The sequence below is a fragment of the Thalassospira lucentensis genome (genome assembly GCF_032921865.1).
In the GTDB taxonomy this organism is placed as follows: domain Bacteria; phylum Pseudomonadota; class Alphaproteobacteria; order Rhodospirillales; family Thalassospiraceae; genus Thalassospira; species Thalassospira lucentensis_A.
This window is the reverse complement of sequence record NZ_CP136684.1, coordinates 4,214,512-4,238,530: the sequence shown is the minus strand read 5'-3', so window position 1 is coordinate 4,238,530 and position 24,019 is coordinate 4,214,512. Positions and strand designations below refer to the sequence as shown.

At 54.1% G+C, this 24,019-nt stretch carries 21 protein-coding genes, 2 tRNA genes and 1 pseudogene; 17 read left to right on the top strand and 7 right to left on the bottom strand.

Annotated elements, in window-relative coordinates; genetic code table 11:
• Positions 1–49: 49 nt before the first annotated feature.
• From gyrA to R1T41_RS20415, 9 genes are all read left to right on the top strand, one after another.
• On the top strand, positions 50–2,851 hold the full coding sequence (gyrA, locus tag R1T41_RS20455; protein ID WP_317338895.1) for a DNA gyrase subunit A: 2,802 nt from the start codon (positions 50–52) through the stop codon (positions 2,849–2,851).
• A gap of 12 nt (positions 2,852–2,863) precedes the next feature.
• Entirely contained in the window at positions 2,864–3,391 is a 528-nt protein-coding gene (gene coaD, locus R1T41_RS20450; RefSeq protein ID WP_317338893.1) for a pantetheine-phosphate adenylyltransferase, read from the top strand.
• A 61-nt stretch (positions 3,392–3,452) separates the two neighbouring features.
• Complete coding sequence (locus tag R1T41_RS20445; RefSeq protein WP_062959412.1) at positions 3,453–3,983, top strand: peptidylprolyl isomerase; 531 nt, start codon at positions 3,453–3,455, stop codon at positions 3,981–3,983.
• Positions 3,984–4,135: 152 nt separating this feature from the next.
• Positions 4,136–4,211: transfer RNA gene (locus R1T41_RS20440), tRNA-Lys, on the top strand.
• 231 nt (positions 4,212–4,442) lie between these two features.
• Positions 4,443–4,518: transfer RNA gene (locus R1T41_RS20435), tRNA-Lys, on the top strand.
• 265 nt (positions 4,519–4,783) lie between these two features.
• A complete protein-coding gene (locus R1T41_RS20430) occupies positions 4,784–5,662 on the top strand; it encodes a MotA/TolQ/ExbB proton channel family protein (RefSeq protein WP_062951409.1) in 879 nt (292 codons plus the stop codon).
• Between the two features lie 26 nt (positions 5,663–5,688).
• A complete protein-coding gene (locus tag R1T41_RS20425) occupies positions 5,689–6,078 on the top strand; it encodes an ExbD/TolR family protein (RefSeq protein ID WP_062959827.1) in 390 nt (129 codons plus the stop codon).
• Positions 6,075–6,491, top strand: coding sequence for an ExbD/TolR family protein (locus R1T41_RS20420; protein WP_097052300.1), 417 nt, complete (start codon positions 6,075–6,077; stop codon positions 6,489–6,491). Before R1T41_RS20425 ends, R1T41_RS20420 begins: the two co-directional genes overlap by 4 nt.
• Positions 6,492–6,494: 3 nt before the next feature.
• Positions 6,495–7,436: an energy transducer TonB gene (locus tag R1T41_RS20415; protein WP_062959829.1), complete on the top strand. Its 942-nt coding sequence runs from the start codon at positions 6,495–6,497 to the stop codon at positions 7,434–7,436.
• Between the two features lie 69 nt (positions 7,437–7,505).
• Here R1T41_RS20415 and R1T41_RS20410 read toward each other — a convergent pair whose 3' ends face one another.
• From R1T41_RS20410 to R1T41_RS20400, 3 genes are all read right to left on the bottom strand, one after another.
• Complete coding sequence (locus R1T41_RS20410; RefSeq protein ID WP_062959830.1) at positions 7,506–7,796, bottom strand: DUF2218 domain-containing protein; 291 nt, start codon at positions 7,794–7,796, stop codon at positions 7,506–7,508.
• A 50-nt stretch (positions 7,797–7,846) separates the two neighbouring features.
• On the bottom strand, positions 7,847–8,983 hold the full coding sequence (locus R1T41_RS20405) for an ABC transporter substrate-binding protein (protein ID WP_317338887.1): 1,137 nt from the start codon (positions 8,981–8,983) through the stop codon (positions 7,847–7,849).
• Between the two features lie 120 nt (positions 8,984–9,103).
• Positions 9,104–11,149 (bottom strand): TonB-dependent receptor domain-containing protein, encoded by a 2,046-nt coding sequence (locus R1T41_RS20400; protein WP_317338885.1) that lies wholly within the window; start codon positions 11,147–11,149, stop codon positions 9,104–9,106.
• A 163-nt stretch (positions 11,150–11,312) separates the two neighbouring features.
• Here R1T41_RS20400 and R1T41_RS20395 point away from each other — a divergent pair, with 163 nt between their 5' ends.
• The gene (locus R1T41_RS20395; RefSeq protein ID WP_317338883.1) at positions 11,313–12,320 is read left to right on the top strand and encodes an AraC family transcriptional regulator; all 1,008 of its coding nucleotides are present in this window, start codon (positions 11,313–11,315) and stop codon (positions 12,318–12,320) included.
• A gap of 11 nt (positions 12,321–12,331) precedes the next feature.
• Here R1T41_RS20395 and R1T41_RS21980 read toward each other — a convergent pair whose 3' ends face one another.
• Positions 12,332–13,063, bottom strand: coding sequence for a methyl-accepting chemotaxis protein (locus tag R1T41_RS21980; RefSeq protein ID WP_363928461.1), 732 nt, complete (start codon positions 13,061–13,063; stop codon positions 12,332–12,334).
• On the opposite strand from R1T41_RS21980, the gene R1T41_RS21975 reads away from it, so the two are divergent.
• Positions 12,957–13,205, top strand: coding sequence for an SCO family protein (locus tag R1T41_RS21975; RefSeq protein WP_411045568.1), 249 nt, complete (start codon positions 12,957–12,959; stop codon positions 13,203–13,205). The genes R1T41_RS21980 and R1T41_RS21975 overlap by 107 nt on opposite strands.
• On the opposite strand, the pseudogene R1T41_RS21970 reads toward R1T41_RS21975, so the two are convergent.
• A pseudogene (locus R1T41_RS21970) lies at positions 13,202–13,657 on the bottom strand (protoglobin domain-containing protein); the annotation flags it as partial. The gene R1T41_RS21975 and the pseudogene R1T41_RS21970 sit on opposite strands and share 4 nt — an antisense overlap.
• Before the next feature lie 289 nt (positions 13,658–13,946).
• Here R1T41_RS21970 and R1T41_RS20385 point away from each other — a divergent pair.
• From R1T41_RS20385 to R1T41_RS20375, 3 genes are all read left to right on the top strand, one after another.
• Positions 13,947–14,423 (top strand): hypothetical protein, encoded by a 477-nt coding sequence (locus R1T41_RS20385; protein ID WP_062959843.1) that lies wholly within the window; start codon positions 13,947–13,949, stop codon positions 14,421–14,423.
• Positions 14,424–14,564: 141 nt separating this feature from the next.
• Positions 14,565–15,659, top strand: coding sequence for a TRAP transporter substrate-binding protein (locus R1T41_RS20380; protein WP_317338880.1), 1,095 nt, complete (start codon positions 14,565–14,567; stop codon positions 15,657–15,659).
• A gap of 253 nt (positions 15,660–15,912) precedes the next feature.
• On the top strand, positions 15,913–17,007 hold the full coding sequence (locus R1T41_RS20375) for a TRAP transporter substrate-binding protein (RefSeq protein WP_062951431.1): 1,095 nt from the start codon (positions 15,913–15,915) through the stop codon (positions 17,005–17,007).
• A 100-nt stretch (positions 17,008–17,107) separates the two neighbouring features.
• On the opposite strand, the gene R1T41_RS20370 is transcribed toward R1T41_RS20375, so the two are convergent.
• The gene (locus R1T41_RS20370; RefSeq protein ID WP_062951433.1) at positions 17,108–17,500 is read right to left on the bottom strand and encodes a hypothetical protein; all 393 of its coding nucleotides are present in this window, start codon (positions 17,498–17,500) and stop codon (positions 17,108–17,110) included.
• Between the two features lie 134 nt (positions 17,501–17,634).
• On the opposite strand from R1T41_RS20370, the gene R1T41_RS20365 reads away from it, so the two are divergent.
• The 3 genes from R1T41_RS20365 to R1T41_RS20355 all read left to right on the top strand — a co-directional run bounded on the left by R1T41_RS20365 (position 17,635) and on the right by R1T41_RS20355 (position 23,232).
• Positions 17,635–21,612 (top strand): NahK/ErcS family hybrid sensor histidine kinase/response regulator, encoded by a 3,978-nt coding sequence (locus R1T41_RS20365; RefSeq protein ID WP_317338877.1) that lies wholly within the window; start codon positions 17,635–17,637, stop codon positions 21,610–21,612.
• Positions 21,613–22,120: 508 nt separating this feature from the next.
• Positions 22,121–22,273: a hypothetical protein gene (locus R1T41_RS20360; RefSeq protein WP_317338875.1), complete on the top strand. Its 153-nt coding sequence runs from the start codon at positions 22,121–22,123 to the stop codon at positions 22,271–22,273.
• Positions 22,274–22,470: 197 nt separating this feature from the next.
• Entirely contained in the window at positions 22,471–23,232 is a 762-nt protein-coding gene (locus R1T41_RS20355; RefSeq protein ID WP_317338873.1) for a hypothetical protein, read from the top strand.
• 45 nt (positions 23,233–23,277) lie between these two features.
• Here the strand turns inward: R1T41_RS20355 and R1T41_RS20350 are convergent, their stop codons facing one another.
• Positions 23,278–23,892, bottom strand: a complete 615-nt coding sequence (locus R1T41_RS20350; RefSeq protein ID WP_317338870.1) for a LysE family translocator — start codon at positions 23,890–23,892, stop codon at positions 23,278–23,280.
• Positions 23,893–24,019: the final 127 nt, after the last annotated feature.

Sequence of the window (24,019 nt, the reverse complement as noted above, 5' to 3'; positions counted from 1 at the left end):
TCACGCCGATTGAAGCATTTCTGATCAAGCGTTTAAGAGGTCACGGCTTTTGTCCACCAAAGAGACCAACCCAGATAGCCGCGATATTTTCCCGGTATCCATCGAACAAGAAATGCGCCGCAGCTACCTCGATTACGCGATGAGCGTGATCGTCAGCCGTGCGCTTCCAGACGTCCGTGACGGTTTGAAACCGGTTCACCGCCGCATTCTGTATGCGATGCATGAAAACGGCTTTGAATGGAACAAACCGTTCCGCAAGTCGGCCCGTGTGGTCGGGGACGTTATGGGTAAATATCACCCGCACGGCGATAGCGCTATTTACGACGCAATGGTTCGTATGGCGCAGGGGTTCTCCATGCGCTTGCCGCTGATTGACGGGCAGGGGAACTTCGGTTCGATGGACGGCGACAAGGCCGCCGCCATGCGTTACACCGAAGCCCGTATGGCCAAATCAGCCCACTTTCTGCTCGACGATATCGATAAGGAAACCATCGATTTCCGCGATAACTACGACGAAACCACCAAGGAACCATCGGTTCTGCCGGCACGTTTTCCGAACATGCTGGTCAATGGTGCGGGCGGTATCGCAGTCGGTATGGCCACCAATATTCCGCCGCACAACCTTGGCGAAGTTATTGATGGATGCATGGCCTATGTTGATAATCCGGCCATTACCGTCGAAGGTCTGATGGAATTCGTGCATGGTCCAGATTTTCCAACCGGTGCGCTGATCCTTGGCCGTTCGGGTATTCATTCGGCCTTTAAGACCGGTCGTGGTTCTGTCGTTATGCGGGCACGTACCCATGTCGAGGAAATCCGCGCCAATCGCGAGGCCATTATCGTCACCGAAGTTCCCTATCAGGTGAACAAGGCGACGCTGATGGAAAAAATCGCGGAACTGGTCCGCGACAAAAAGATCGAAGGCATTTCCGATCTGCGTGACGAGTCTGACCGTTCGGGCGTTCGCATGGTTATCGAGATCAAGCGCGATGCGGTTGCCGATGTCGTTCTGAACCAGTTGTTCCGCTTTACCGCGCTTCAGACCTCGTTTGGTGTCAATATGCTGGCGCTGAACCGTGGCAAGCCGGAATTGATGAACCTGAAAGACATCATTCAGGCATTCGTCGAGTTCCGCGAAGAAGTCATTACACGCCGGACCATTCACCTGCTGAAAAAGGCGCGTGAACGTGCCCATCTGGTGGTAGGTCTTGGTATTGCTGTTGCCAACATCGACGAAGTCATTCGTTTGATTCGTGCCGCTGCTGACCCGCAGATTGCACGTGAACAGCTGATGGAACGCAGTTGGCCGGCGGGCGATATTGTTCCGTTGATCGAGCTGATAGCCGATCCGAACCAGGTTGGTTCGGACGATGGCAATTATCGCCTGTCCGAAGCGCAGGCGCGCGCAATCCTTGAACTGCGTCTGCATCGCCTGACCGGTCTGGAACGTGATAAAATCGCGTCCGAATTGACCGAATTGGGCGAGAAGATCAAAGATTTCCTTGATATCCTTGGTTCACGCGAACGCAAGATGATCATCCTGAAGGATGAACTGACGGAAATGCGTAACGAGTTTGCCAATGAACGTCGCAGTGAAATTCAGGAAGCCGAATTCGAACACGACATCGAAGACCTGATTGCCCGCGAAGAAATGGTCGTGACCGTTTCGCACAGCGGTTATATCCAGCGAGTTCCGCTGTCGACCTACCGCGCACAGCGTCGCGGTGGCAAAGGCCGTTCGGGCATGGCAACGCGTGAAGAGGATTTCGTATCCAAACTGTTCGTGGCCAACACCCACACCCCGGTTCTGTTCTTCAGCTCCGAGGGGATGGTTTACAAGATGAAAGTCTGGCGTCTGCCGCTGGGCACGCCGCAATCGCGCGGCAAGGCGCTTGTGAACCTGCTGCCGCTGTCCGAAGGCGAATATATCACAACGGTTCTGCCGCTTCCTGACGAGGAAGAATGGCCAAACCTGCATGTGATGTTTGCGACTTCGACCGGTAACGTCCGCCGTAACAGTCTTGCCGATTTCGTAAATGTGAAATCAAACGGCAAGATCGCCATGAAACTTGAAGAAGATCGTGGTGACAAACTGATTGCGGTTCAGACCTGTACCGATGATGACGATATTCTGCTGACGACCCGTCTGGGTAAATGCATTCGTTTCCGTGTCGGGGACGTTCGTGTCTTTACTGGCCGTAACTCGGTCGGTGTACGCGGTATTCGTCTTGCGGAAGAGGACGCGGTCATCGCGATGTCCGTCCTGTTTGGTAACCATGCCTCCATGGAAGAACGTGACGAGTATCTTTCGATTGCAAGCAAGCTGCGTCGTGAGGAAATCTCGGCTGATGATGCTTTGCCTTTGGAAATCCTTTCGCAGGAACGTTACGGCGAACTTCTGGCGGGCGATCAACTGATCCTTTCGGTTACCGAAAACGGTTATGGCAAACGTACGTCTGCCTATGAATACCGTGTTACGGGCCGTGGTGGTCAGGGCTTTGCCAATATCGAGATGTCGGAACGTAACGGCAATGTCGCGGCGTCCTTCGTAATTGAAGAAGGCGACGAGCTGATGATGGTCACCAATGGTGGCAAGGTCATCCGTATGCCGACACACGATATCCGCATCGCCGGTCGCAAGACACAGGGGGTTACCCTGTTCCGTACGGCCGAAGATGAACAGGTTGTTGCTGTCGAACGTCTGTCAAATCTGGGCGATAATGGTGATGAGGAGCTTGAAGGCGAAGAAGGTGCAGAAGGCATCGAAATCGCAGCAGGCGAAGATGCACCGATCGTTGCTGATGATAGCAGCGAGGCAGTGGAAACCGGTTCTGACGACATCGACGAATAAAACGGAAGATCAATGAACGAACAGTCTTCAAACGCCTCACGTATCGGGATTTATCCGGGCACGTTTGACCCGGTAACCCAGGGGCATATGGACATTATTCGTCGCGCGACCCGCATCGTTGACAGGCTTATTGTCGGCGTTGCGGTTAATGCGGGAAAGGGCCCTATGTTTGGGGTCGAAGAACGTTGCGCACTGGTCGAAGAGGCTCTTAAGGCTGCGGGTGGCGAAGTTGCTGCCTGTACCATCGTGAAGCCGTTCGGATCGCTTCTCATGCAGTTTGCCCAGGAAAATGGGTCAAGCATCATCATTCGTGGTCTGAGGGCCGTTTCGGATTTCGAATATGAATTCCAGATGGCCGGAATGAATGCCCGTCTTGCCCCCAAGGTCGAGACGGTCTTTTTGATGGCGTCGGATAAACAGCAATTCGTGTCCTCACGCTTTGTGAAGGAAATCGCCCGTCTAGGCGGTAATGTTACCGAATTTGTGCCGGCAAACGTGCTGAAGCGACTGCACGAAAAGCTGGCCGAAGAAAAGGAATAGCGCACCCATGCGTCTTATTCGTCTCGCATCTCTTTTTATACTCGTATTAGGAATAGTGACCATGTCGAACGGTGGAATCGGCGGCGGTGCTCAGGCCCAGTCGGCCGATGCATCGCAGGATCTGGAAAATACCCTGTATCTGGATCTTGAAGCAGGTCGCGTTGTGATCAAGCTGCGCCCGGATCTGGCGCCCAAGCATGTCGAGCGTATCAAGGAACTGACCCGAGAAGGTTTCTATGATGGCCTGACCTTCCATCGTGTGATCGAAGGTTTCATGGCGCAGGGCGGTGATCCCAAAGGGGACGGTACCGGCGGATCTGGCCAGAAGCTTCCGGCGGAGTTTTCAAACGAACATCACGTGCGCGGCACTGTTTCGATGGCGCGTTCTGCCAATCCGAACAGTGCTGATTCGCAGTTCTTCATCGTCTTTGCCGACGCGCCGCATCTTGATGGACAATATACCATCTGGGGGCAGGTCGTATCGGGCATGGAATATGTTGATGGTCTGAAGCGCGGGGCTCCGTGGGCCAATGGCCGGGTTGCTGATCCGGACCATATTGTAAAAATGCAGGTCGCGGCTGACGCGCAATAAGCGTTTTGGTCCTCATAATGCAACCGAAAGCCGTCCTTGATCAGGGCGGCTTTCGCGTTTTGGGGCCAGAAAGCATAAAAACCCGGAAAATATGGAAAACAGGTGTTGACCGCAGCCGCCAGTCCCATTAAAACGCGCTTCACCAACGTTGAGGGCCCGTAGCTCAGTTGGTAGAGCAACTGACTTTTAATCAGTTGGCCACAGGTTCGAATCCTGTCGGGCTCACCAATAAGCCCCTGAAACCCAATCGGTTTCGGGGGCTTTTTCTTTTTCCGGATTTCCTGTTGTGGTCACTATCATATTACCTTCCGTTCGATACCTGTGTCATTTTTTGACGGATCGGAAACAGGCCGGTTTTTGACGTTTTTTACCATTTGAATGGCTGTCATGCAGTTTGATCGAAAAAGGGGGGTTGACCCTTCGCGATCAGCGCATTAAAAGGCCGCTCACCAACGTTGAGGGCCCGTAGCTCAGTTGGTAGAGCAACTGACTTTTAATCAGTTGGCCACAGGTTCGAATCCTGTCGGGCTCACCATTTCAAAACCCCTGGAACCCAGATGTTCCGGGGGTTTTGCTTTCCGTGGTCTTTTCTACCTTCAAAAACCGATTCCGCCCAGTTTCAGGGCATGCGATGGGTACCGTTTTTCGGGTGATGCAATGCGGCCATGCGCGAAAAAAGCGCATCTTTTCGCAGTTGCGATTGCATCGCAATGTGATTTCTTGTAAGTAATGCAAATCAGTTTCAAACGCGCTGGAGCAGGACGTCCGGCGTTGATCGTATTTTGGATCGGAAGAGTTACATGCCTGAACCCGTAAACCAGCTGTCCGCATCACCAGATGCGCAGACCCCGCTCGGCCTTGATGGTGCCACCACGGATGCCGCTAACGGTGTGCTTACGCAAACAGCAGATGGGGCGGTAACCTTGGATCCCGAAACCGGTCTGCCGGTAGATGGTGCGTTGGTCACCACCGAAAGCACCATCGTGCCGGATGCCATCAGCAGCCTGCCGGTTTATGACCTTGTCGATCGTGCCGGGGTTGTTGGTTGGGTTCTGGCCGCACTTGCATTAATCGGAATGCTGATTTTCTTCTACAAGCTGGTCGGCTTTATCCGGCGTGGAATTTTTGCCGACGGTTTTGCCAAGGATGTCGAACGTCATCTTTCCAATGGTGACGATAAGCAGGTCGCGCAGATTCTGTCGCGCCGCCGTCATCCTGCTGCTCGCATCGGTCTGTTTGGCATGACATTATCCGTTGCCAATTCCGAAAACCGCGAAGCGGCATCCGATATTATTGCTTCGCACGCGCGCAAGGAAATTGATGGTCTGAACAGCGGTTTGCGAATTATGTCGGCGATTGCGGTGCTTAGCCCGCTTCTGGGCCTGCTGGGTACCGTTATGGGCATGATTGAAGCCTTCCAGAAGATGGAAGGTGCCGGAAGCCGCATTGACCCATCCGTGCTTTCGGGCGGTATCTGGCTTGCACTTCTGACCACGGCAATCGGCCTTGTTGTCGCCATCCCGGCGACCGCGTTTCACATGTGGATGCAGGGCGTTATCGCCCGTGCCGCTGCGGTCATGGAAGATGTCTGCACCATGGTGATCAATCGTGGTGAACTGGCTCAGAAGGGGGCGCTTCGCGCGTCGAATATCGCCGAGCTGCGCCAAGCGGCGGAATAAGCCCGAACAAGGTCGGAATACGCCCTATGCAATTGCGCGATCGAAATCGTGGTGCTTCGCCGATGATCGGCCTGACACCGCTGATTGATGTTGTCTTTATCCTGCTGATCTTTTTCATGCTGGCCTCCAGTTTCCTTGACTGGAAGGGTTTCGAGATGTCGGTGACTGTCACAGACGGTCAGGCGCGCAGCAGCAGCGACGTCCGTCCGGTAACGGTCAATGTTGATGCAAATGGTGGTTTGTCGCTGAATGGCGAAGCCGTGCCGATTTCCAATCTTGCCGCGGCCATTTTACGCAAACATGCTGGTGCCAGTGTTCATCTGCGCCCGGTCAACGGTGCCGATTTGCAGCATCTGATTGTTGTCATGGATGCGCTGGGACGCGGCGGTGTGACTGATGTGGATCTGATCGAATGAAGCGTCGTATCCAGGTCTCCGATGACAGCCCGGCACAGGAACCGATGTTGCCTTTGATCAACATCGTCTTTCTTTTGCTGATTTTCTTCATGATTGCCGGAAGCTTGCAAAAGCTGGGACCATTTGATGTGGACCCGCCGGCAAGTTCCACGGCCGAAAGCCAGCCCGAAGATACGATTGTGCTGTGGTTTGGCAAGAATGCCGAAATTGGCATTGATGATCGTCAGGGCAAGATTGCTGATCTGGCGGCTTTGCTACCAGCCGATTATGCCGGGCGGCCAGTCGAAATCCGGGCCGATCGCACCACCGAAGGCGCACGTGTCGTTGCCCTTTTGAAACGGTTGCAAGAGCTTGGCATTGAAAAGGTCCAGTTGATGACCGCCATGGAAGCAGATCAGGGCCAAGACGGATAGAAAATGTCGAAACGCATTGATTTCCTGATCGCGACCGGGTTGACCGGCATTGTTCTTGCCGGGGGTATTGTTCTTGCCATGCCTGAACCACAGCCTGCCGGTTGGGGCGGGGCGGGGGCCGTGCAAAGCATTAGCATCTCGCTAGGCAGCGGACAGGCGACCGAGGGTGAAGCTGAAACACCGGAAGAAAGTGCCGATTCCGAAGACAGCAAACAGGGTGAAAAACCGGTCGAGGAAGTAGAGCCTCAACCGGAACCCGTTCCCGAGCCGGTTGTTGAGCCGGAGCCCGAACCAGAGCCGGAACCGGTTGTCGAAACCGTGCCTGAGCCCGAGCCCGAACCGGTCGTTGAACCGGAACCTGTTCCCGAACCTGTTGTCGAGGAAGTGGTCGAACCTGAACCTGAACCGGTCCCCGAAGTCAGTCCTCTTTTGGCAGACGTTATGCCGGTCCGCAGAAAGCCCGAGCCACCCAAACCGACACCGGAACCGGCAAAAGCGCCCAAGCCTGTTGAAAAGGCCGCGGCCGAACCGGTCGAGCAGCCATCCGGCGGCCCGGTGGATTCAGTCAAATCCCAGGGGACGGTTGGCGAAGCAACCCAAAGCCAGGCCGCAAGTTCCGCGTCGGGCAGTGGCGGTGGTGCTGCAATGAGCAGCGCAGCCTTTGTCGATTACCAGACAGCTGTTGTGCAGATGCTGATGCGTTATCGCGAATATCCTGATCGCGCCAAACGGCGCGGGATCGAAGGGCAGAATATGGTCCGCCTGATTATCGAGCGCGATGGCACGGTTTCCCTCTTTGAAATGATTAGCCCGAGTGGCTCATCCATTCTGGATCGTGCGACGCAGGATATGATCGAACGGGTTAAACGTTTTCCGCCATTCCCCGAGGATATGGCGCGCACAGAAATGACATTGACGATCCCGGTGATCTACGACCTTCGCTAAACAGAAAAATGCCAGTCCGGAAGACTGGCATTTTTTAGGACTGGCATTTTTTGTGTCAGAATGGCGGGCTTAGTCCGAACTGTCTTCCCAGACATATTCAATCTGTTCGCGCCATGCGAATTTATCCAGATGTGAAATGATGACGCCTTTCATGGCCTTGATCCCGTCGGCTTTCTCTGACTGTCCCTCAAAGCGCAGGGTGGTGTTATCGGCCTGAATGATGCATGGGCCCATCGGAAAGCTCACATGCCCCTTATCGGGGGTAAAATCGACTTCTACCTTATGGGCAAAGTGCTTGCACAGTTGTTGCAGATATTTGCTGGCATGTTCGGTCTGAACCGATCCTTTGGTTTTGAACATGGATTTACCGATCTCTGATGGTTTCTTATGAGGAAATTGATTGCAGGGGCTTAAGGTTGATCAAGGCCGATCCAGTAAACCCCATCCAGTGCCACCGGCTGGAACCGGTCAAAGAATTCGGCAAGGGTCGCGTCTGGATCAAGGTCGGAAAACTGATCGGGATGGAACCACTTTGCCATCGCCTGTAACAGTGTCACATTCATCGGCGTGTTATAGAAATGATGCCACGCGGCATAGACTTTGCCGTTTTTAACAGCGTCGAGCTGTGGCAAGCCGGTGCGTTCCATGTTTTTGGCCAGGGACGCGCGTGATGTTTCGGCATCGGCGTAGGTTCCAAGTATGATACGGCCCACATTCTGCTCGTCGGTCATTGTTGCCCCGCCAATTGCGGTCGCCACATATATATCCGGTTGATCGACCAGTAGCTGTTCGACTGAAATCTGGCTGATGACCCCGGGAATCCGGTCGGCAAAGATGTTTTGCCCTCCCGCCATTTCAACAAATTTTCCGATCATCTGGTTGCCCATCGCCTCGCAGCAGGAACCATGCAGGCCAACCCGGCTCTCAAGGAAAACTTTGGGTTTGTCAGAGATGCCTTGTAGGCCGGATGTGACCTTGGCCAGATTGTCTTCGTAGAATTTGATGAATGCCTCGGCCTGATCTTCCTTGCCCATCAGTTTGCCAAGAATGCGAATACTTTTGGGGGTGTTTTCAAACGGTTCACTGCGGAAGTCGATCATGACAACCGGGATATGGGCCGCCCCGAATTGTCTTAGGACCTCGTGGCTATCCGATCCGGGGCCGTGACCACCGTTTATACCGAAAATTGCAACATCGGGTTCAACTGTAATCGCCTTTTCGACGCTGAATGTTGCTTCGCCACTGCGTCCGACCAGCGGAATATCGTCAATTTCGGGAAATTTTGCCTGATATTGGGCAAAGGTTGCGGGATCAAGGTTTTTAAATTCGCCCATCATTCCGGCAACCCAACGGACCGGATTTTTGGGATCAAGGATGCCAAGGCTTGGCAAAAAGCGGCCTTCGCCAAGGATCATATGTTTAACGGGGACCTCAATGGTGACCTCGCGACCCGAGACATCGGTCAGCGTGATGGTTTCTTTGGCCTGGGCCAATCCGCCGATCATCGACGTGAGGGTCGCCAGAGCAAGAAGGCATTTGAATTTCATGGCAAAAGTCCTGCTGGAGTATTTATAGTATTTATGGGGTGGCATACGTTCTGAAACGCCGAAATGGGTAGCACGAATGCCACCCATCACGGATTTCAAACCGGCTGGAAAATTGTCTGATCAGAACGTCACCTTTGCAGAAACAAGGAAGGTGCGTCCCGGTTCGTGATATGGTTCTCCGACTTGAGCACTGTCATATCCCGGGGTTGCACGGTCGATATAGTCGCGATCAAAAATGTTCAGGGCATCAACGCGCAGGGTCACCGCGTTATTCAAAGCTTCCGGCGTCCATTCCCCGTAAAGATTGGCCACGAAATAGGTATCGAGTTTCGGGAAACCGTTTTCCTCGGGATCATCATTTGCCAGAGCAAGTTCGGACGTTGTACCGACCCGCACACCAAGGTCATCCCATCCGTGTGCAACTTCAAAGGTGAAGATATCGCCCTGCAGAACGCCCTGATAGGATGCATTGGTGCTGAGAGGCGCATCACCATCTGTTTCGACATCCGTGTGGGAATAGGTCACACGGGCGAAACCCGGACCGTAGTTGTAAGCCGCTGACAGGTTGTAGCCCTGTGTAACGAGATCGATGGTGGTGTTGCGGTAAACCGTACTGCCAACCACGGATCCGGTCAGATCGTGGGAATCATCAATCTTGTTGTAGAATACGTTACCGTCAAGCGACCAACCACCGTCGGAATAACGTGTGCCGGCCTTGAAGTTTTTGGAGCGGGAAGGCGAAAATCCGTCATAATTCCAGACGCCACTGAAATTGTAGATCGCGGATTTACCAAGTGGAAGTCCGCCAAACTGTGTGCCAGCCCCGCCATAAACAGTTACCGTTTCAACGACATCGTACTCGGTATTCACGTTGCCGCTTAGTCCGAATTCCTCGAAATCGGTTCCGTCAACGCCTTCGAACCACTGACGGTCTGCACGGCCACCAAATGATACGCGCCAGGCATCGGTCAGCGACAGTCGGGCTTGCGAAAACGCACCGATATTGGTTGTGGTTTCGCTATAGCTTCCGTCGCGGGGCGTGCGGTCATGGGTGCCGGTAGCTTCATCGTGATAGAAATCCAGACCGGCCGTCACATCGCCCATGCCGACATCAAATGTATTGGCAGCTTTGCCGTTGATGGTCTCGATCTCGGACTGTACATGATAGAAATTCGGACCGCCCTGAAGGCGGGGAACATCAAGATTGGTTTTACTGTAATTCAGGCTGAATTCCGGTGCCAGCAGGTCTCCCGGCATTTCATCGACATAGCTGACACCCAGCGATGTATCCTTGTAGGAAATCCATTGTGGCAGTTGCCCGCCAGCAAGCGATCCGAAGTTCGGCCGGGCAGGGCGCACGCCCTCGTCTTCAAAATGGCTGGCAAAGGCTTCGATCCGCGATCCCTCGTTCCCGGTGAACGCAAATTTTCCAAGCCCATTCTTGCTGCCATCTGCAGTGCCGACGACTTCGTCGCCGTCGCCATCCTTGTAGTTGCCCTGATTGCTATTCTGGACATAGCCAAGTGCTTCAAACCCATCATGCTGACCGGCAATCGTCAGCCATTCGCTAAAGCCTTTTGTATTGCTGTTATACTGGATTTTGGCCGATCCACCGAAAGGATCGTCCGGTGACAGAACGTCACGTGCATCCTTGGTTTCATATGCCATCGATCCGCCAAGCGCGTTCGGTCCCGCGTCGGCAGGCGCGACACCGGACTCAACGCGCACGGTTTTGAGCATGCCCGGATCAATCAGTGCCGTGCCGATATGGTGATAGGTTGAGTCAACCTGACGTGTGCCATCAATCTGGACATTGAGCTTGGTATTTTCGATGCCCTGCACATAGACCTTCTGGGAAATCTTGGTTGGTCCGCCAACAGTTACTGCGGCTTCTCCTGCAAAGACATCCTTGATGTCCTGGGGATTGGTGCGGTCCAGTTGTTCCTGGGTGATCGTTACACCACCTGCTGCCGTTTGGGCGGTATCCCGGCCAGCGGTGACTTCGATCGGCGTCAGGATGGTTTCGTTTTCGGCTTTGGTTTCTTGTGCGATGGCTGCGACCGGCAATACCGTCAGGGCAACGCCGGCAAGCAGGGTTGCGCGGCACAGGCCATAAACCGGTTGACGGCATTTGCCCGGCAATACCGGTCTGGATGACTGCGACATGCTGATTTCCTTATCAAATAAATTTGCCAAATGCGAATGATTTTGAATATTATTAGCTGGGTGGTTCGGGCAATCGTAATACCGTTTGCGAGATCGCCATTGATGTTTGCGAAAACACAAATATCGCGCGTGGCAGGAAATCAGGACTTGGAAAGGCTTCGATATGGCGTTTGATCAGCAGCATGCGCCGCAACGGGTGCGGCGTAATGTGACACGGCGCGAAACCATCACTGGCCAGCAGCTTGAGGATTTTGGAACAGCGTTGCCTGGAAACGCGGCTGACGGTCGCCCGATGATGAGCGGATGGCTATCCAACGACAATCTTCAGTCATTCCTGAACATTCACACCACCGATACCGTTAGCATGCGGGATGCTGCGGTGAAATTTCCGGTCAATCCGGCGGTAACTGTGGCGATCGTATTGCGGGGCCGGGTACGCGGTGCGTTCGATAATGTCCCGTTTGACCTTGATGCCCGCATACAGCCGGTCGGGTTTATCTGGGCGTTATCCCAACCGGTCATGCTGCATCGAGAACTGCAAAAGGGTGACGATGTCAGCAAGGTGATGATTTCCGCAAAGTATGACTGGGTCGTCAAACGGGTTTGCAACGGTGACAGTCGACATGCAGCCATCAACGATTTCATTCATGCCGGGATTTCCGTACGCCAATGGCAACCATCGCGTCGCGCAATCGCGCTTGCCGATCAATTGCTGTACCCGCCAACCGATGATCCGCTGTTTCGCGATTTATATGCCGAAAGCCGTGGATTGGAAATTCTCGCCGAGGCACTCGGTTCGCTGCGCCCGGACGCTGAATTTATCGCGGAGGGAAGTGCCGAACCCGACGCACTTGAACATCACCAGAAGGCCCAGGAAATTCGCGATTATATCAAAGACCATATTCTTGATGATCTGACATTGTCAGGGCTGTCTGAAAAGCTCGGCATGAGCATTGCCAGCCTGCAACGCATTTTCAAGAATGCCTATGGCACCACTGTCAAGGATTTCATCCGCGAGAGCCGCCTGATCGCAGCGCGCGATGCCATGGAAAAAGACGGCCTGACGATTGGTCAGGCCGCCTGGATGGCTGGATATTCAAGTCCGGCAAATTTTGCAACCGCGTTCAAACGGGTCTTTGGCATATCACCTTCCGATGCAAGGGATCGGTAAAACCGCTTCGCTCAACTGGTTTCTGTCAATCGAGACACAAAGTTGTTCACATCGGTCTTAAGCTGGCGGGAATGCTGTTTAAGAACCTGCGAAACCTTGTAAACTTCTTCTGCGACCGTTCCGGTGCGATGCGCGGTGCCGCTGACCGATTCCAAGCTGGTGTTGACATTGCCGTTTGCCGACGAAACGGATGTGATGTTCGTGCTGATTTCCGTGGTTGCAGCGGCTTGCTGTTCGACGGCCGCCGAAATGGCGGTGATGGAATCAACAATTGAACTGATCTGGCCTGCAACCTCGCGGATCGCTGTAACTGCGGCCGATGTATTCTGCTGCACATTGTTGATCTGGGTAGTGATATCGCCGGTTGCCTTTGCGGTCTGGTTGGCAAGGTTTTTGACCTCGCTTGCGACCACGGCAAAGCCTTTGCCCGCATCACCGGCGCGTGCCGCCTCGATGGTGGCGTTCAGAGCCAGCAGGTTGGTCTGATTTGCAATTTTGTCGATCAGATCGACAACCGTTCCAATTTGCTCGGCGGAGACATTTAGCGATTCAATGACATCCGACGTCGCCTGCACGGAACTCTCAACTTCGTTTGATACGGTCGAGGCACGCGAAATCTGGCTTGAAATCTCGCGAATGGAACTGTCAAGTTCTTCGGCCGATCCTGCCACTGTCGATGCATTTGAAGCCGATATCTCGGCGGCGGATTTTGCATTTTCCACCTGTTCGGTGGTTTGTCCCATGCTGCTGATCAGGGTTTCCGAGGCGCTTGACATGTCTTCTGCCGAACTTGCCAGTGCTTCGACGACCTTGGAGACGGTTGCCTCGAACTCGCCCGACATTTTCGCCAGACGGTTGCTGTATGTTTTCTGGGTTTCCTCGTAATAGACGGTGATTGCCATTTCCATATCGACAAGAATGGCGTTGGTTGAGGCCGTCACGATTTGGGAAACTGCTGAATCTTTGCGGAAATATGCATAAAGAATATCGCAAAGCCGGGCGAGCAGAAAGTTATATGCCGAAACATAGGATTCAGGTGTTAACCCGATGATTTCATGGGCTTTCCCGATCCGGCGTACATCGTCGTAATAGACCTGGTCAAATGTACCGTCGAACAGCTTTGCCCAGTGTTTGCGCTGTGCATTTTTCAAGCGTTCGATATTTGATGGATCACCGATAATTTTTGCCAGATCACCGCGGGCCATCACCTTGCGGTAAAATTCGTCCAGTATCGGGGCCAGATTTTTTTCGATTATTGGCCATGCCTTTTTCAGATGAGCCGCTTTCCTGTCATCAAAATCGATGAATTCAAGACGGCGTTTAAGTTCCTGATGCATTCTTGTCCCTCGTCGCTCGCTATCACAAATTTCCGGGGTGCGTGGCAGTACCTTAGGTTGGATATTAAGATTATAATGTTAACTATCCAAAAGGGTGGGGAAGGTTCGGTTTTGAAGTGAACTTTCAAAATATAACGTTTTCTGCCAATTGTTTGCAGCATTATCTAATAATATATGGCGCAACAAATGCAACTATCGCGGGTGTTTTGTGTGGCCAAGATCACGAATGTGTTTCTGGTACGTCGTCAGGCAGATCAATTCTGTCCCTGATGAACGCAAAGGAAACATCATGCCGATCAATGCCAACCAGTTGCGTCAATCCATTGTTCGACCTGTTCTGCAAAATCTTGGTCTGTGGTCGCAGGCCGCGGAAAATCTGATCATGGGAACCGCCGCCCAGGAAAGTGGCCTTGGCACCTATGTTGAACAGGTCGGCGGTGGTCCGGCCCGCGGGATTTTCCAGATGGAACCGGCAACCCTGAATGATTGCTATGTCAATTTTCTGGATTACCGAGCCGATCTGAAGGCCAAGATTGATGCCTATCTGGCGCCGCAACCGGACAAGGCAACGCAGTTGGCAACCAACAATGCCTATGCTGCCGCCATGTGCCGGGTTCGTTATATGCGGGTCAGTGCCGCCTTGCCCGATGCAAATGATATCCCCGGTCTCGCTGCCTATTGGAAGCAGTATTACAACACTGCCGGTGGCAAGGGGACGACGGACGAGTTTATCGCCAATTACAATCGTTACCTTGGCGGCAGCTAAGCTGCCGTAACGTCGGCGAAAAAATCCGCATTGTTCTACGCAAAAATAGTGGCATATGCGCGATCTTTTCGCCAAAATCCCCCAACGCTTAGCGGTGATTGCGCAAAAAATCACCAAAGTAAAAGAGTTTAGGGGGTTACAATGAAACGTCGTCAGTTCCTTAAAGGGGCCGGTATTGGTGCCGGTGCCGCGGTTGCGGCCAGTGTTGCCGCACCGGCCATCGTATCTGCACAGGAAAGCCTGAATTGGCGGATGGTCATGCCGTGGCCCAAAGGGACGCCGGGCCTTGGCACCAATGCCGAAAAATTTGCCGCCATGGTCAAGGAAATGTCCAATGGCCGTCTGAGCATTTCGGTTTTTGGTGCTGGCGAAATCGTCCCGCCGTTCGAATGCATGGATGCAGTCGAACAGGGCGTGGTCGAAATGGCGCACGGTACCCCTTATTACTGGCAGGGCAAGAACCCGGCGCTGAACTTCTTTTCGACCATTCCGTTTGGTCTGACGGCGTGGGAACTTTCCGCTTGGCTGCGTTTTGGTGGCGGGCAGGAGCTTTGGGAAGAAGCCTATACCGAGTTTAATGTTGTGCCGTTTTATGCCGGTAACTCGGGCATGCAGGCAGGTGGCTGGTTCAACAAGGAAATAAATTCGGTTGAGGACCTTAAGGGCCTGAAAGCCCGTTACGCCGGTCTGGGTGGCGAAGCCATGCGTCGCCTGGGTGCAAACATCACCATGCTGCCGCCGGGCGAAATTCTGCCTGCCATGCAGTCTGGTGCGATTGATGCCGCCGAATGGGTCGGTCCGTGGAACGATCTTGCATTCGGTCTCTATCAGGTTGCCAAATTCTATTATACCCCGGCGTTCCATGAACCCGGACCGGGCCTTGAAATCTTTATTTCCAAGGAAAAGTTTGATGCGCTTGGCACCGATCTGCAGGCGATCATCCGTTATGCAGCACAGGCGATTGCCGAAAACACGCTGGCCGACTTTACCTACAATAACCTGCAATCCTATCAGCCGTTGATCGACAAAGGGGTTGAAGTGCGCCAGTTCTCCGACGATGTCATTCTCGCACTGGCCGAACAGTCGAATGCCGCCGTTGAAGAGATTGCCGCCAAGAATGATCTAAGCGGCAGTATCGCTGAAAGCTATCTTGCGCTGGTCAAGAAAGCCGCCCGGTATGGCAAGGAATTCGAGGCGACCGGTCTTTTGCAGCGTGCAAAGGTCTGGGGCTACTAAGTTCGGATACGGAAATATAATCATCGGAAAACGGGGTTGCCTTCGGGCGGCCCCGTTTTTGTTTGTCACACTTAGGGGTGAAAATTGACCGGCCTTATATACAAGCCATGCGTGTGGCGGGATGCTGCATCCCGCAAAGATGAATTGTTGGGGGCGGCAAAAACGCTAACTTCGAACGCTTGCAAAGTTACGAATGTAATATTCGAAGCTGTTTTGCGCAAAAAATTGCCAATATGAATTGGGGAGCCCCACAATGAAACGTCGTCAGTTCCTGACGGGTGCCAGCATGGCCGCCGGTGCCTTTGCCGCCAGCAGTGTCGCACCTTCAATTGCCAAAGCCGATGAACAGATCCACTGGCGCATGGTGATGCCCTGGCCGAAAGGTACGCCGGGCCTTGGTGCCAATGGCGAAAAATTCGCCGAGCGCGTGACCAAAATGTCGGGCGGCCGCCTTAAGATCACCGTTTACGGCGCAGGCGAACTTGTTCCGGCATTCGAATGCATGGATGCGGTCGAGCAGGGCGTTGCCGAGCTGGCACACGGTACCCCCTATTACTGGGCGGGCAAGGATGCCGGTGTAAACTTCTTTTCGACGATCCCGTTCGGCCTGATGGGCTGGGAGCTTTCGGGCTGGCTGCGTTTTGGCGGCGGGCAGGAGCTTTGGGATGAGCTTTATGCCCAGTTCAACGTCAAGCCGTTCGCAGCCGGGAATACCGGTTTGCAGGCTGGTGGCTGGTTCAACAAGGAAATCAACACCGTCGAGGACATCAAGGGCATCAAGATGCGCTATGCCGGGATCGGTGGTGAAGCCATGCGTCGCCTGGGTGCTAATGTGACGATGTTGCCCGCAGCCGAAATTCTGCCGGCCATGCAGTCTGGCGCGATTGATGCCGCCGAATGGGTTGGCCCGTGGAATGACTACGCGTTTGGTCTGACGCAGGTTGGCAAATACTATTACACCCCGGCCTTTGCCGAGCCGGGCACGGGTATTGAAGTGTTTGTCAACAAGGACAAATTCGCGGAATTGCCCGAAGACCTTCAGGAAATCTTTGCCGTCGCCGCGCAGGCCAATCTTGAACAGACGCTGGCAGATTTCACCTTCCACAACATCCAGTCCTATCAGGCGGTGTTGGCCAAGGGGGCGGAAATCCGTCATTTCAGCGATGATGTGATTGCAGCCCTTGCGACCGAGGTCAAGGCAGCGGTCAAGGAAATCGCCGATCAGAACGAACTGAACGGCCGTATTCATGCATCCTACATGGATTTCGTGAAAAAGGCTGCACCATATGGCAAAGAGTTCGAAGCCACCGGCCTTTTGCAGCGCGCCAATGTCTGGGCCGATGCGTAACAGGCGTTCGATCTGATAGTCGGCGAAAAACAAAAGCGGCATCTTCGGGTGCCGCTTTTTTCATGCCGATGGAACCGGCTAATAGAACCGGGGCAGATGCCTAATGCACGGTTGGCGAACCGGGGGGCATCGGAAGGTCGAAGGTGAATTTGTCCTGACCTTCATATTCTTCAAGCGCGATCCGCTTGACCAGTTCCGAACCCAGTGCGAGCGAGGTTTCAATCGCCCATTTAAGCTGATTTACCGCCCCTTCGTTACCTGCGGCGAGGGCTTCGGGGAGGATGCGTTCCTGCAGGAATTTGGCAACCCCGGCAAAGGCACGGGCGGCACTTTCGCAATTGGCACGTTCAACAACAAAGCGTCCGGAATGTTCGATGGCGGTCGCGATGCCGGAAAGATGGCCCATCATGACCTTTATCTCGCGGTCGTCGCTTTCGGTTTTCTTTGCGACAAAGCGCAGAATTCCGGCGTAAAATCCATAATCGGAAGGCATGTCGATCCTGATCGTTCTTGGTCTTTGGTCGGGTTTGGATTTGCGTCGTTTTAGTCCATAAGCGCGCCGTGGTATAGTCTAAACGCCAACCGCCTGATCTGGCGGCATTATCGATACGCGGAGCCATAAGCCGGATGCTTCAGGGCGGACTTATTTTCATTGTTGCCATGGCCTATATCGGGCTTCTGTTTGCGATTGCGCATTATGGTGACAAATATGCCGAAAAATGGCGGGCATCTCGCCTGAAGCCCAGCATCTATGCGCTTTCGATGGCGGTCTATTGCACGAGCTGGACGTTTTTCGGGTCGGTCGGGACCGCATCCACACGCGGCTGGGCGTTCCTGCCGATCTATATCGGTCCGATCATCATGATGGTTGTCGGTTTTGGTGTGATGACCAAGATCGCCACCGTGTGTCGCGAACAGAACATCACCTCCATCGCCGATTTTCTGGGCTCGCGATATGGCAAAAGCCAGAGTTCGGCAGCCCTTGTGGCGATCATTGCCGTGATCGGGGTTCTGGCCTATATCGCGCTTCAGCTTAAGGCCGTGTCGCTGTCATTCGATGTTCTGATCGGCGAGGTCGGCGAACAGATCGTGCGCCACAGTGCCGCAGATTTTTCCAAGGATACGGCGTTTTACGTCACCATTCTGATGGCGGTTTTCGCGATCCTGTTCGGGGTGCGTTATATCCATGCGTCCGAACATCATGACGGGCTGATCCTTGCAGTGGCGTTCGAAAGCCTGGTCAAGCTCGTGGCGCTTTTATTCGTCGGGCTGTTTGTGGTTTACGGCCTGTTTGACGGTTTTGGCGACATGCAAATTCGGGCCGCAGCCAATCCCGACATTACCGAAATGTTCAAGCCCGATGCCTGGCTGACATCGCATTTCTTCATTTCGACCCTGCTGGCGCTGTTTGCGATTTTCTGTCTGCCGCGCCAGTTCCATGTGACATTTGTTGAAAATGACGACAGCCGGAATTTGAAATCGGCGCGCTGGCTGTTTCCGGGCTATCTGATTGCGATCAATATTTTCGTCGTGCCGATTGCGATTGCCGGGATTCTGCTGTTTGGCGGTGATCCGGCGGTCAATCCCGATACGTTTGTTCTGACCCTGCCGTTGCTGGGCGGGGAAAACTGGCTGGCGGTGTTTGCCTTTGTCGGGGGGCTTTCGGCCAGTACCGGCATGGTGATCGTATCCTGTGTCGCGGTATCGACCATGGTCTGTAACGATCTGGTCATGCCGCTTTTGCTGCGGTCGCAGAAATTGCAGGGGCGGTTTGCCGGGGATGTCAGCCAGGTTCTGCTTAAAGTTCGCCGGGCCGCGATCATTGCCATCCTGTTTCTGGCCTATGGCTTTTACCGGTTCCTGTCGGAAAAATACGCGCTGGCCGATATCGGGCTTTTGTCCTTTGCCGCGGTGGCGCAATTTGGCCCGGCGGTTCTGGCGGCGATTTATCTTAAATCGATCAATCGCACCGGGGTTCGCATCGGTCTGATTTCCGGTTTTGTGCTGTGGACCTATACCCTGCTTCTGCCAAGCTTTATCCAAAGCGGCCTGTTGCCGATGTCGATCCTGACGGACGGGCCGCTTGGCATTGGTATCCTGCGCCCGCAGGCGTTGCTCGGCGTCGGGATCGAGGATCATCTGACCCATGGGGTTGTCTGGTCGCTTGGGGTTAATTTCGTCCTGATGTTTGTCGGATCGGCGATTGGTGTGCAGGGTGTCACCCAGCGCCGCCAGGCCCAGCTTTTTGTCGATATCTATCGCAAGGATACCAAGGCGCGCAATGACACATGGCCCGGCCGCGTGACCCTTGGCGATCTTGAAGACCTTGCCGCGCGCTTCCTTGGCAAGCACTGGGCGCAACGTGCGTTTCGCACTTACCTCAAGCAGCGCGGGGATGACAGCAAACGATCCGACATTGCCGATTTTGATGCGGCGAATTTTACCGAACATCTATTATCGGGCGCGGTCGGGGCGGCGTCGTCGCGCGTGGTGATGGCGCTTCTGCTGCCCGATAAGGCCGTATCGCGGCGCGATGCGATGGAGCTTCTGGATGAAGCGTCCGAGGCGATCAAATTCAACCGGGACCTTTTGCTCAACACGCTTGAAAACATTTCGCAAGGGGTTGGGGTGTTTGACCAGAATTTGCGTCTGGCGACATGGAACCATCGCTTTATTGATCTGCTGGGCATTACTGCAAGCGACATTCAGGTCACGTTGCCATTATCGGAACTTGTGGATATCTGCCGCGACAATGGTGCGCGTGCGGTCGATATCGATATCCTTCTGGGCCGCAATGCCGCCCCTCAGATGCGCAGATTGCCCCATACCTATGAGCGCAAGCGGGCGGATGGCATGGTGCTTGAAATGCGGACCAACCCGATGCCCGATGGCGGGTTTGTTGCGACCATTGCCGACATCACCGCCCGTGTCCGGACCGAAGAGGCATTGCGCGAAAGCGAGCGCAATATTCGTATCTATACCGATAACATCCCGGTCATGATCGCCTATGCAGACAAAAACCAGCGGCTGCGTTTTACGAACCGCCCGTATGAGCGGATGTTTGGCATCCGCCGGATCGAGGCGCATGGCATGGCGGTGCGCGAAGCGGTGGGCGAGGAGCGTTATGTCCGGCTGGAGCCGATGATCCGCGCGGTACTGGAAGGCTATCGCCAGAGCTTCGAGATCGATTTTCCCGCCCCCAAGGAAGGCTGGGGGGCGAGTGATGGCAGCGAACGCGAAGCCCGCTATGCCGAGGGGACATATATCCCGCACTTTGACGAAACCGGCGAAGTGCTTGGTTATTTCTGTATCTATCACGACATCACCGAACGCCGGAATGCCGAACGCGCGCTTAAGGATGCCAACGAGGGGCTTGAGGCCCGAGTAACCGAACGTACCCACGCGCTTGAGGAACTGAACTCGGAACTTTCCGTTGCCAAGGAACAGGCCGAAACCGCGAACGATACCAAAACCCGGTTCTTTGCCGCGGCCAGCCATGACCTTTTGCAGCCGCTTAATGCCGCGCGCCTGTTCACCGTGGCGCTGGGGGGCAAGGAGCTTCGCGACGATATCCATGATCTGGTCAACAAGGTTGATCTGTCGCTTAAGGGGGTTGAGGAACTGCTCAACGAGCTTCTGGATATCTGCAAACTTGATGCCGGGGCCATGCAACCCACCATCCGTGATTTCCGGGTTTCGGATGTGCTTAATGCGCTCAAGACCGAATTTACACCCGTCGCGGAAAAGGCCGGGCTTCGGTTTGCGGTTCATCCGCGTGATGTCTGGGTTAAAAGCGACAGCCGGCTTTTGCGCCGCATCCTGCAAAACTTTATTTCCAACGCGCTGCGCTATACCCGCCATGGCGGGGCGGTGGTCGGATGCCGGATGCGGGGGGACAAGATCAGGATCGAGGTCTGGGATAGCGGGCCGGGAATCCCCGAGGACAAGCTTAAAATCATCTTCCGCGAATTCCATCGCCTTGAGGGCCCGGAAACCACCGATGTGAAGGGGCTTGGCCTTGGCCTTGCGATTGTCGATCGCCTTGGCCGGTCGCTGGATCATACGGTTTCGGTGCGGTCGCGCCCGGGGCGGGGGACGGTTTTCTCGGTCGATGTGCCGATTGGCATTGTTGACGAGGCCGCAATGCCCAAACCGCGCCGCCGGATGGCAGGCGAACTGGGCGGTTTGCGCGTCCTTTGCATCGATAACGAACCCGATATCCTGGATGGCATGCGCGCCATGCTGGAAAACTGGAATTGCGTGGTGGCGACTGCGCGGTCAGGGATTGATGCTGAGAAGCTTCTGGTTCCGCAGAAAGTAGTGGCGGACAAGGAGGGATTCGAACCTGTTTTTGCCCCCGATATCATCCTTGCCGACTATCACCTGAGTTCCGGCGAAACCGGGCTTGATGTCCTGATCAGGCTGCGGGACCAACACGGTTTTGATATTCCCGGCGTGGTGATTACGGCGGATCGCAGTACCGATACGGCGGAGCTGATCCGCGCCCAGCGATTCGCACTGCTGAACAAGCCGCTCCGCCCGGCGAAACTGCGCGCATTGATGACACGTGCATTGAACCGGCAAAGCTCGGATGCGGCGGAGTAGAGGCAGCATAGGGTTTTGAAAAATAACATCTTTTTAAGGGATTCGGATTTTTTGCAAGTTTCCTAAAGATTGTTCTTGATTTGTTCTTTTGTTTGTGGCATAAAGACAAAGTCAACGGGAGAAATGCACCCGGACCCAAAACCCGCAAAGCGTGATTCGCTTTCGCGGGTTTTTGCGTTTTGGGCCAAAGACAGGAGTATGACGATGACAGTGCAACGATCTGACAGGTCGAAAGGACGGCGGCGACATCGCCAAATGGGCATCAATAGCGCGTGGAAAAGTCATTACGGCGGTGGTGCGTCCGGGTGATGAGCCCGTGGAGAATTTGCGGAAAATTGGTGTGAATCATGACGGGAGAGATGTGCCCTTTGGGTGAGAGCAGGCTGATCGGAGCGAGGTGATCCGGGGCGAGGCAATACCCGGGATCATCCGGCTTGACTTGACTACGGGGCCGATGATTGCGTTCGGAAATGTCGGAAGGCCAGTCACCGACGGCGTGAAGTGCGCCATGATGCGTTCGTCAATCGTCACTGGTGCGATCATCCTGTGTCATCGGCAGGTGGATCGGGGGCGACTATTGTTGCCGGACAAGGCGCTGTCGTGCTCTTTAGCCCGTCTTGTCAAAATTGCTTCGACATTCGCGATGCTGTGGTCCGAATAACTGAAGCACCGAAACGGCGGATGTGATACGGGCTCAGGCTTTCGCATTGTTCTCCCAACCGATGTGGCAGAATAAGTTTCCACTAGATCACAACAGTACCTAACTTGGGTTTGTGTCCAATGTTATTCTGCGTGTCATAGTAACACCGGCTCTTTGTTGGCTGAGGTGGGACGTGATGGGGTAGGGTGGTCTTTAAAATGTATTTTACGCAAGAGCATATTGATCAGTTGATTGAAGGGTTTGTTGAAGCCAGAGAGCATCTAAATGCATGCAAAGAACGTTTTATTCTGCATGAGTTTGCAACTCGCGAGGCCCGTGAACACGCTCATCATGGACTTTGTCGGCGGCTGGAAACCCTAGATCATGCTGTGGACCGCGTTTATGAATTGCTTCCTCCCGATATTGACGACATACCGCCAAGGGGTGATGTCAAGGAAGCAACTATCCACATCCAAGCAAGTATTTCCAATATAATCGGTTGTCTGGATAATTTAGCTTGGATTTGGATTAATGAGCGTAATTTAAAACATCGAGATGGTAGCACATTTAGAACGAGGGAAGTAAAGCTCTCCAGAGATTGTCGTGATCTGTGGCGTGACTTACCACAAAGATTTCGAGACCAGATTGTCGAATTTAGAGATTGGTTTACTCACATTACTGAGTGGCGTGACGCGTTAGTACACCGAATCCCTTTGTACATTCCGCCTTACTGTGTTCGGGACACCGAACAATATAATCAGCTTGCTAAGCAAGCAAACGAAGCGCTTCGAAATGGCGATTTAGAATTGCATGTGCGCTTGAAGCAGCAGTATGAAGAAATGCACTATTTTGTACCCTGCATTATGCACTCGTTTGAGGAAGAAGCTGAGCCTGCTGTTTTCCACGCAAACCTAGTTGCGGACATCAAAACAATTGCCGTTCTTGCGAACTTATTCCTCACTTGCTTGGAAGAAGCTTAAGGAGCAAGTGAATCACAGAATGGTGTGCTTTCACTACTTCCTATGCTACCGGTTTGCGACCATGAGCTTTGCCCCCAGCAGAACAAACACCCCCGCAAAACTTTTCCCCAGCCAGTTCATGATCCTTGGCCGTTCGATGACGTGGCTTCGAAGTGCACTGGCAAACAAACCATAGACGATGAAAACCGCGAAGGTGAGTGCCATGAAGGTCAGGCCGAGCAGGGTCATCTGGGTGGTGGTTCCGCCGGCATTCGGGGTGATGAATTGCGGCAGGAAGGCCAGGAAGAACAGGGACAGTTTCGGGTTGAGCGCGTTGATCAGGATGGCGTCGCGGATGATTTTGACGGCATGGACCGGATCGGATTTGGCGGTGACTTTCATCGCACCCGTGCCGCGCCACATGCCCCACGCCATGTAAAGCAGCCACGCCACGCCAAGATAGCGCAGGGTTTCAAAGGCAAGCGCACTGGTATGCAGCAGGGCCGCAAGGCCAAGGATGCTTGCGCCCATGGCGGGCAGGATGCCGAGCGTGCAGCCAAAGGCTGCCCAGATGCTCGCCCTCATGCCGCGCCCAAGGCCAATGGCAAGGGTATAGATCACCCCGGTGCCGGGCAGCAGAACGACAACAAGCGAAGTCAGAAGATATTCGGGGCTGATCATAATGGCATGGTTCCGTTTCTGGTTTGACCTGATCAGCCCAGTTAAGCGCGTTTTGATCCGGTATTCTTGAACGGAATTGCAAGATGCTTGTCAAAGCGGAGCCGCAAGACATAGTGTGGTCCGGAAA

What these genes read in the sequence shown, in the direction of transcription:
- coaD (WP_317338893.1), top strand. Translation starts at nt 2,864, where the DNA reads ATGAACGAACAGTCTTCAAACGCCTCACGTATCGGGATTTATCCGGGC.
- R1T41_RS20445 (WP_062959412.1), top strand. Translation starts at nt 3,453, where the DNA reads ATGTCGAACGGTGGAATCGGCGGCGGTGCTCAGGCCCAGTCGGCCGAT.
- R1T41_RS20430 (WP_062951409.1), top strand. Translation starts at nt 4,784, where the DNA reads ATGCCTGAACCCGTAAACCAGCTGTCCGCATCACCAGATGCGCAGACC.
- R1T41_RS20425 (WP_062959827.1), top strand. Translation starts at nt 5,689, where the DNA reads ATGCAATTGCGCGATCGAAATCGTGGTGCTTCGCCGATGATCGGCCTG.
- R1T41_RS20420 (WP_097052300.1), top strand. Translation starts at nt 6,075, where the DNA reads ATGAAGCGTCGTATCCAGGTCTCCGATGACAGCCCGGCACAGGAACCG.
- R1T41_RS20415 (WP_062959829.1), top strand. Translation starts at nt 6,495, where the DNA reads ATGTCGAAACGCATTGATTTCCTGATCGCGACCGGGTTGACCGGCATT.
- R1T41_RS20410 (WP_062959830.1), bottom strand. Translation starts at nt 7,796, where the DNA reads ATGTTCAAAACCAAAGGATCGGTTCAGACCGAACATGCCAGCAAATAT.
- R1T41_RS20405 (WP_317338887.1), bottom strand. Translation starts at nt 8,983, where the DNA reads ATGAAATTCAAATGCCTTCTTGCTCTGGCGACCCTCACGTCGATGATC.
- R1T41_RS20400 (WP_317338885.1), bottom strand. Translation starts at nt 11,149, where the DNA reads ATGTCGCAGTCATCCAGACCGGTATTGCCGGGCAAATGCCGTCAACCG.
- R1T41_RS20395 (WP_317338883.1), top strand. Translation starts at nt 11,313, where the DNA reads ATGGCGTTTGATCAGCAGCATGCGCCGCAACGGGTGCGGCGTAATGTG.
- R1T41_RS21975 (WP_411045568.1), top strand. Translation starts at nt 12,957, where the DNA reads ATGGAACTGTCAAGTTCTTCGGCCGATCCTGCCACTGTCGATGCATTT.
- R1T41_RS21980 (WP_363928461.1), bottom strand. Translation starts at nt 13,063, where the DNA reads ATGGGACAAACCACCGAACAGGTGGAAAATGCAAAATCCGCCGCCGAG.
- R1T41_RS20385 (WP_062959843.1), top strand. Translation starts at nt 13,947, where the DNA reads ATGCCGATCAATGCCAACCAGTTGCGTCAATCCATTGTTCGACCTGTT.
- R1T41_RS20380 (WP_317338880.1), top strand. Translation starts at nt 14,565, where the DNA reads ATGAAACGTCGTCAGTTCCTTAAAGGGGCCGGTATTGGTGCCGGTGCC.
- R1T41_RS20375 (WP_062951431.1), top strand. Translation starts at nt 15,913, where the DNA reads ATGAAACGTCGTCAGTTCCTGACGGGTGCCAGCATGGCCGCCGGTGCC.
- R1T41_RS20370 (WP_062951433.1), bottom strand. Translation starts at nt 17,500, where the DNA reads ATGCCTTCCGATTATGGATTTTACGCCGGAATTCTGCGCTTTGTCGCA.
- R1T41_RS20365 (WP_317338877.1), top strand. Translation starts at nt 17,635, where the DNA reads ATGCTTCAGGGCGGACTTATTTTCATTGTTGCCATGGCCTATATCGGG.
- R1T41_RS20360 (WP_317338875.1), top strand. Translation starts at nt 22,121, where the DNA reads ATGATGCGTTCGTCAATCGTCACTGGTGCGATCATCCTGTGTCATCGG.
- R1T41_RS20355 (WP_317338873.1), top strand. Translation starts at nt 22,471, where the DNA reads ATGTATTTTACGCAAGAGCATATTGATCAGTTGATTGAAGGGTTTGTT.
- R1T41_RS20350 (WP_317338870.1), bottom strand. Translation starts at nt 23,892, where the DNA reads ATGATCAGCCCCGAATATCTTCTGACTTCGCTTGTTGTCGTTCTGCTG.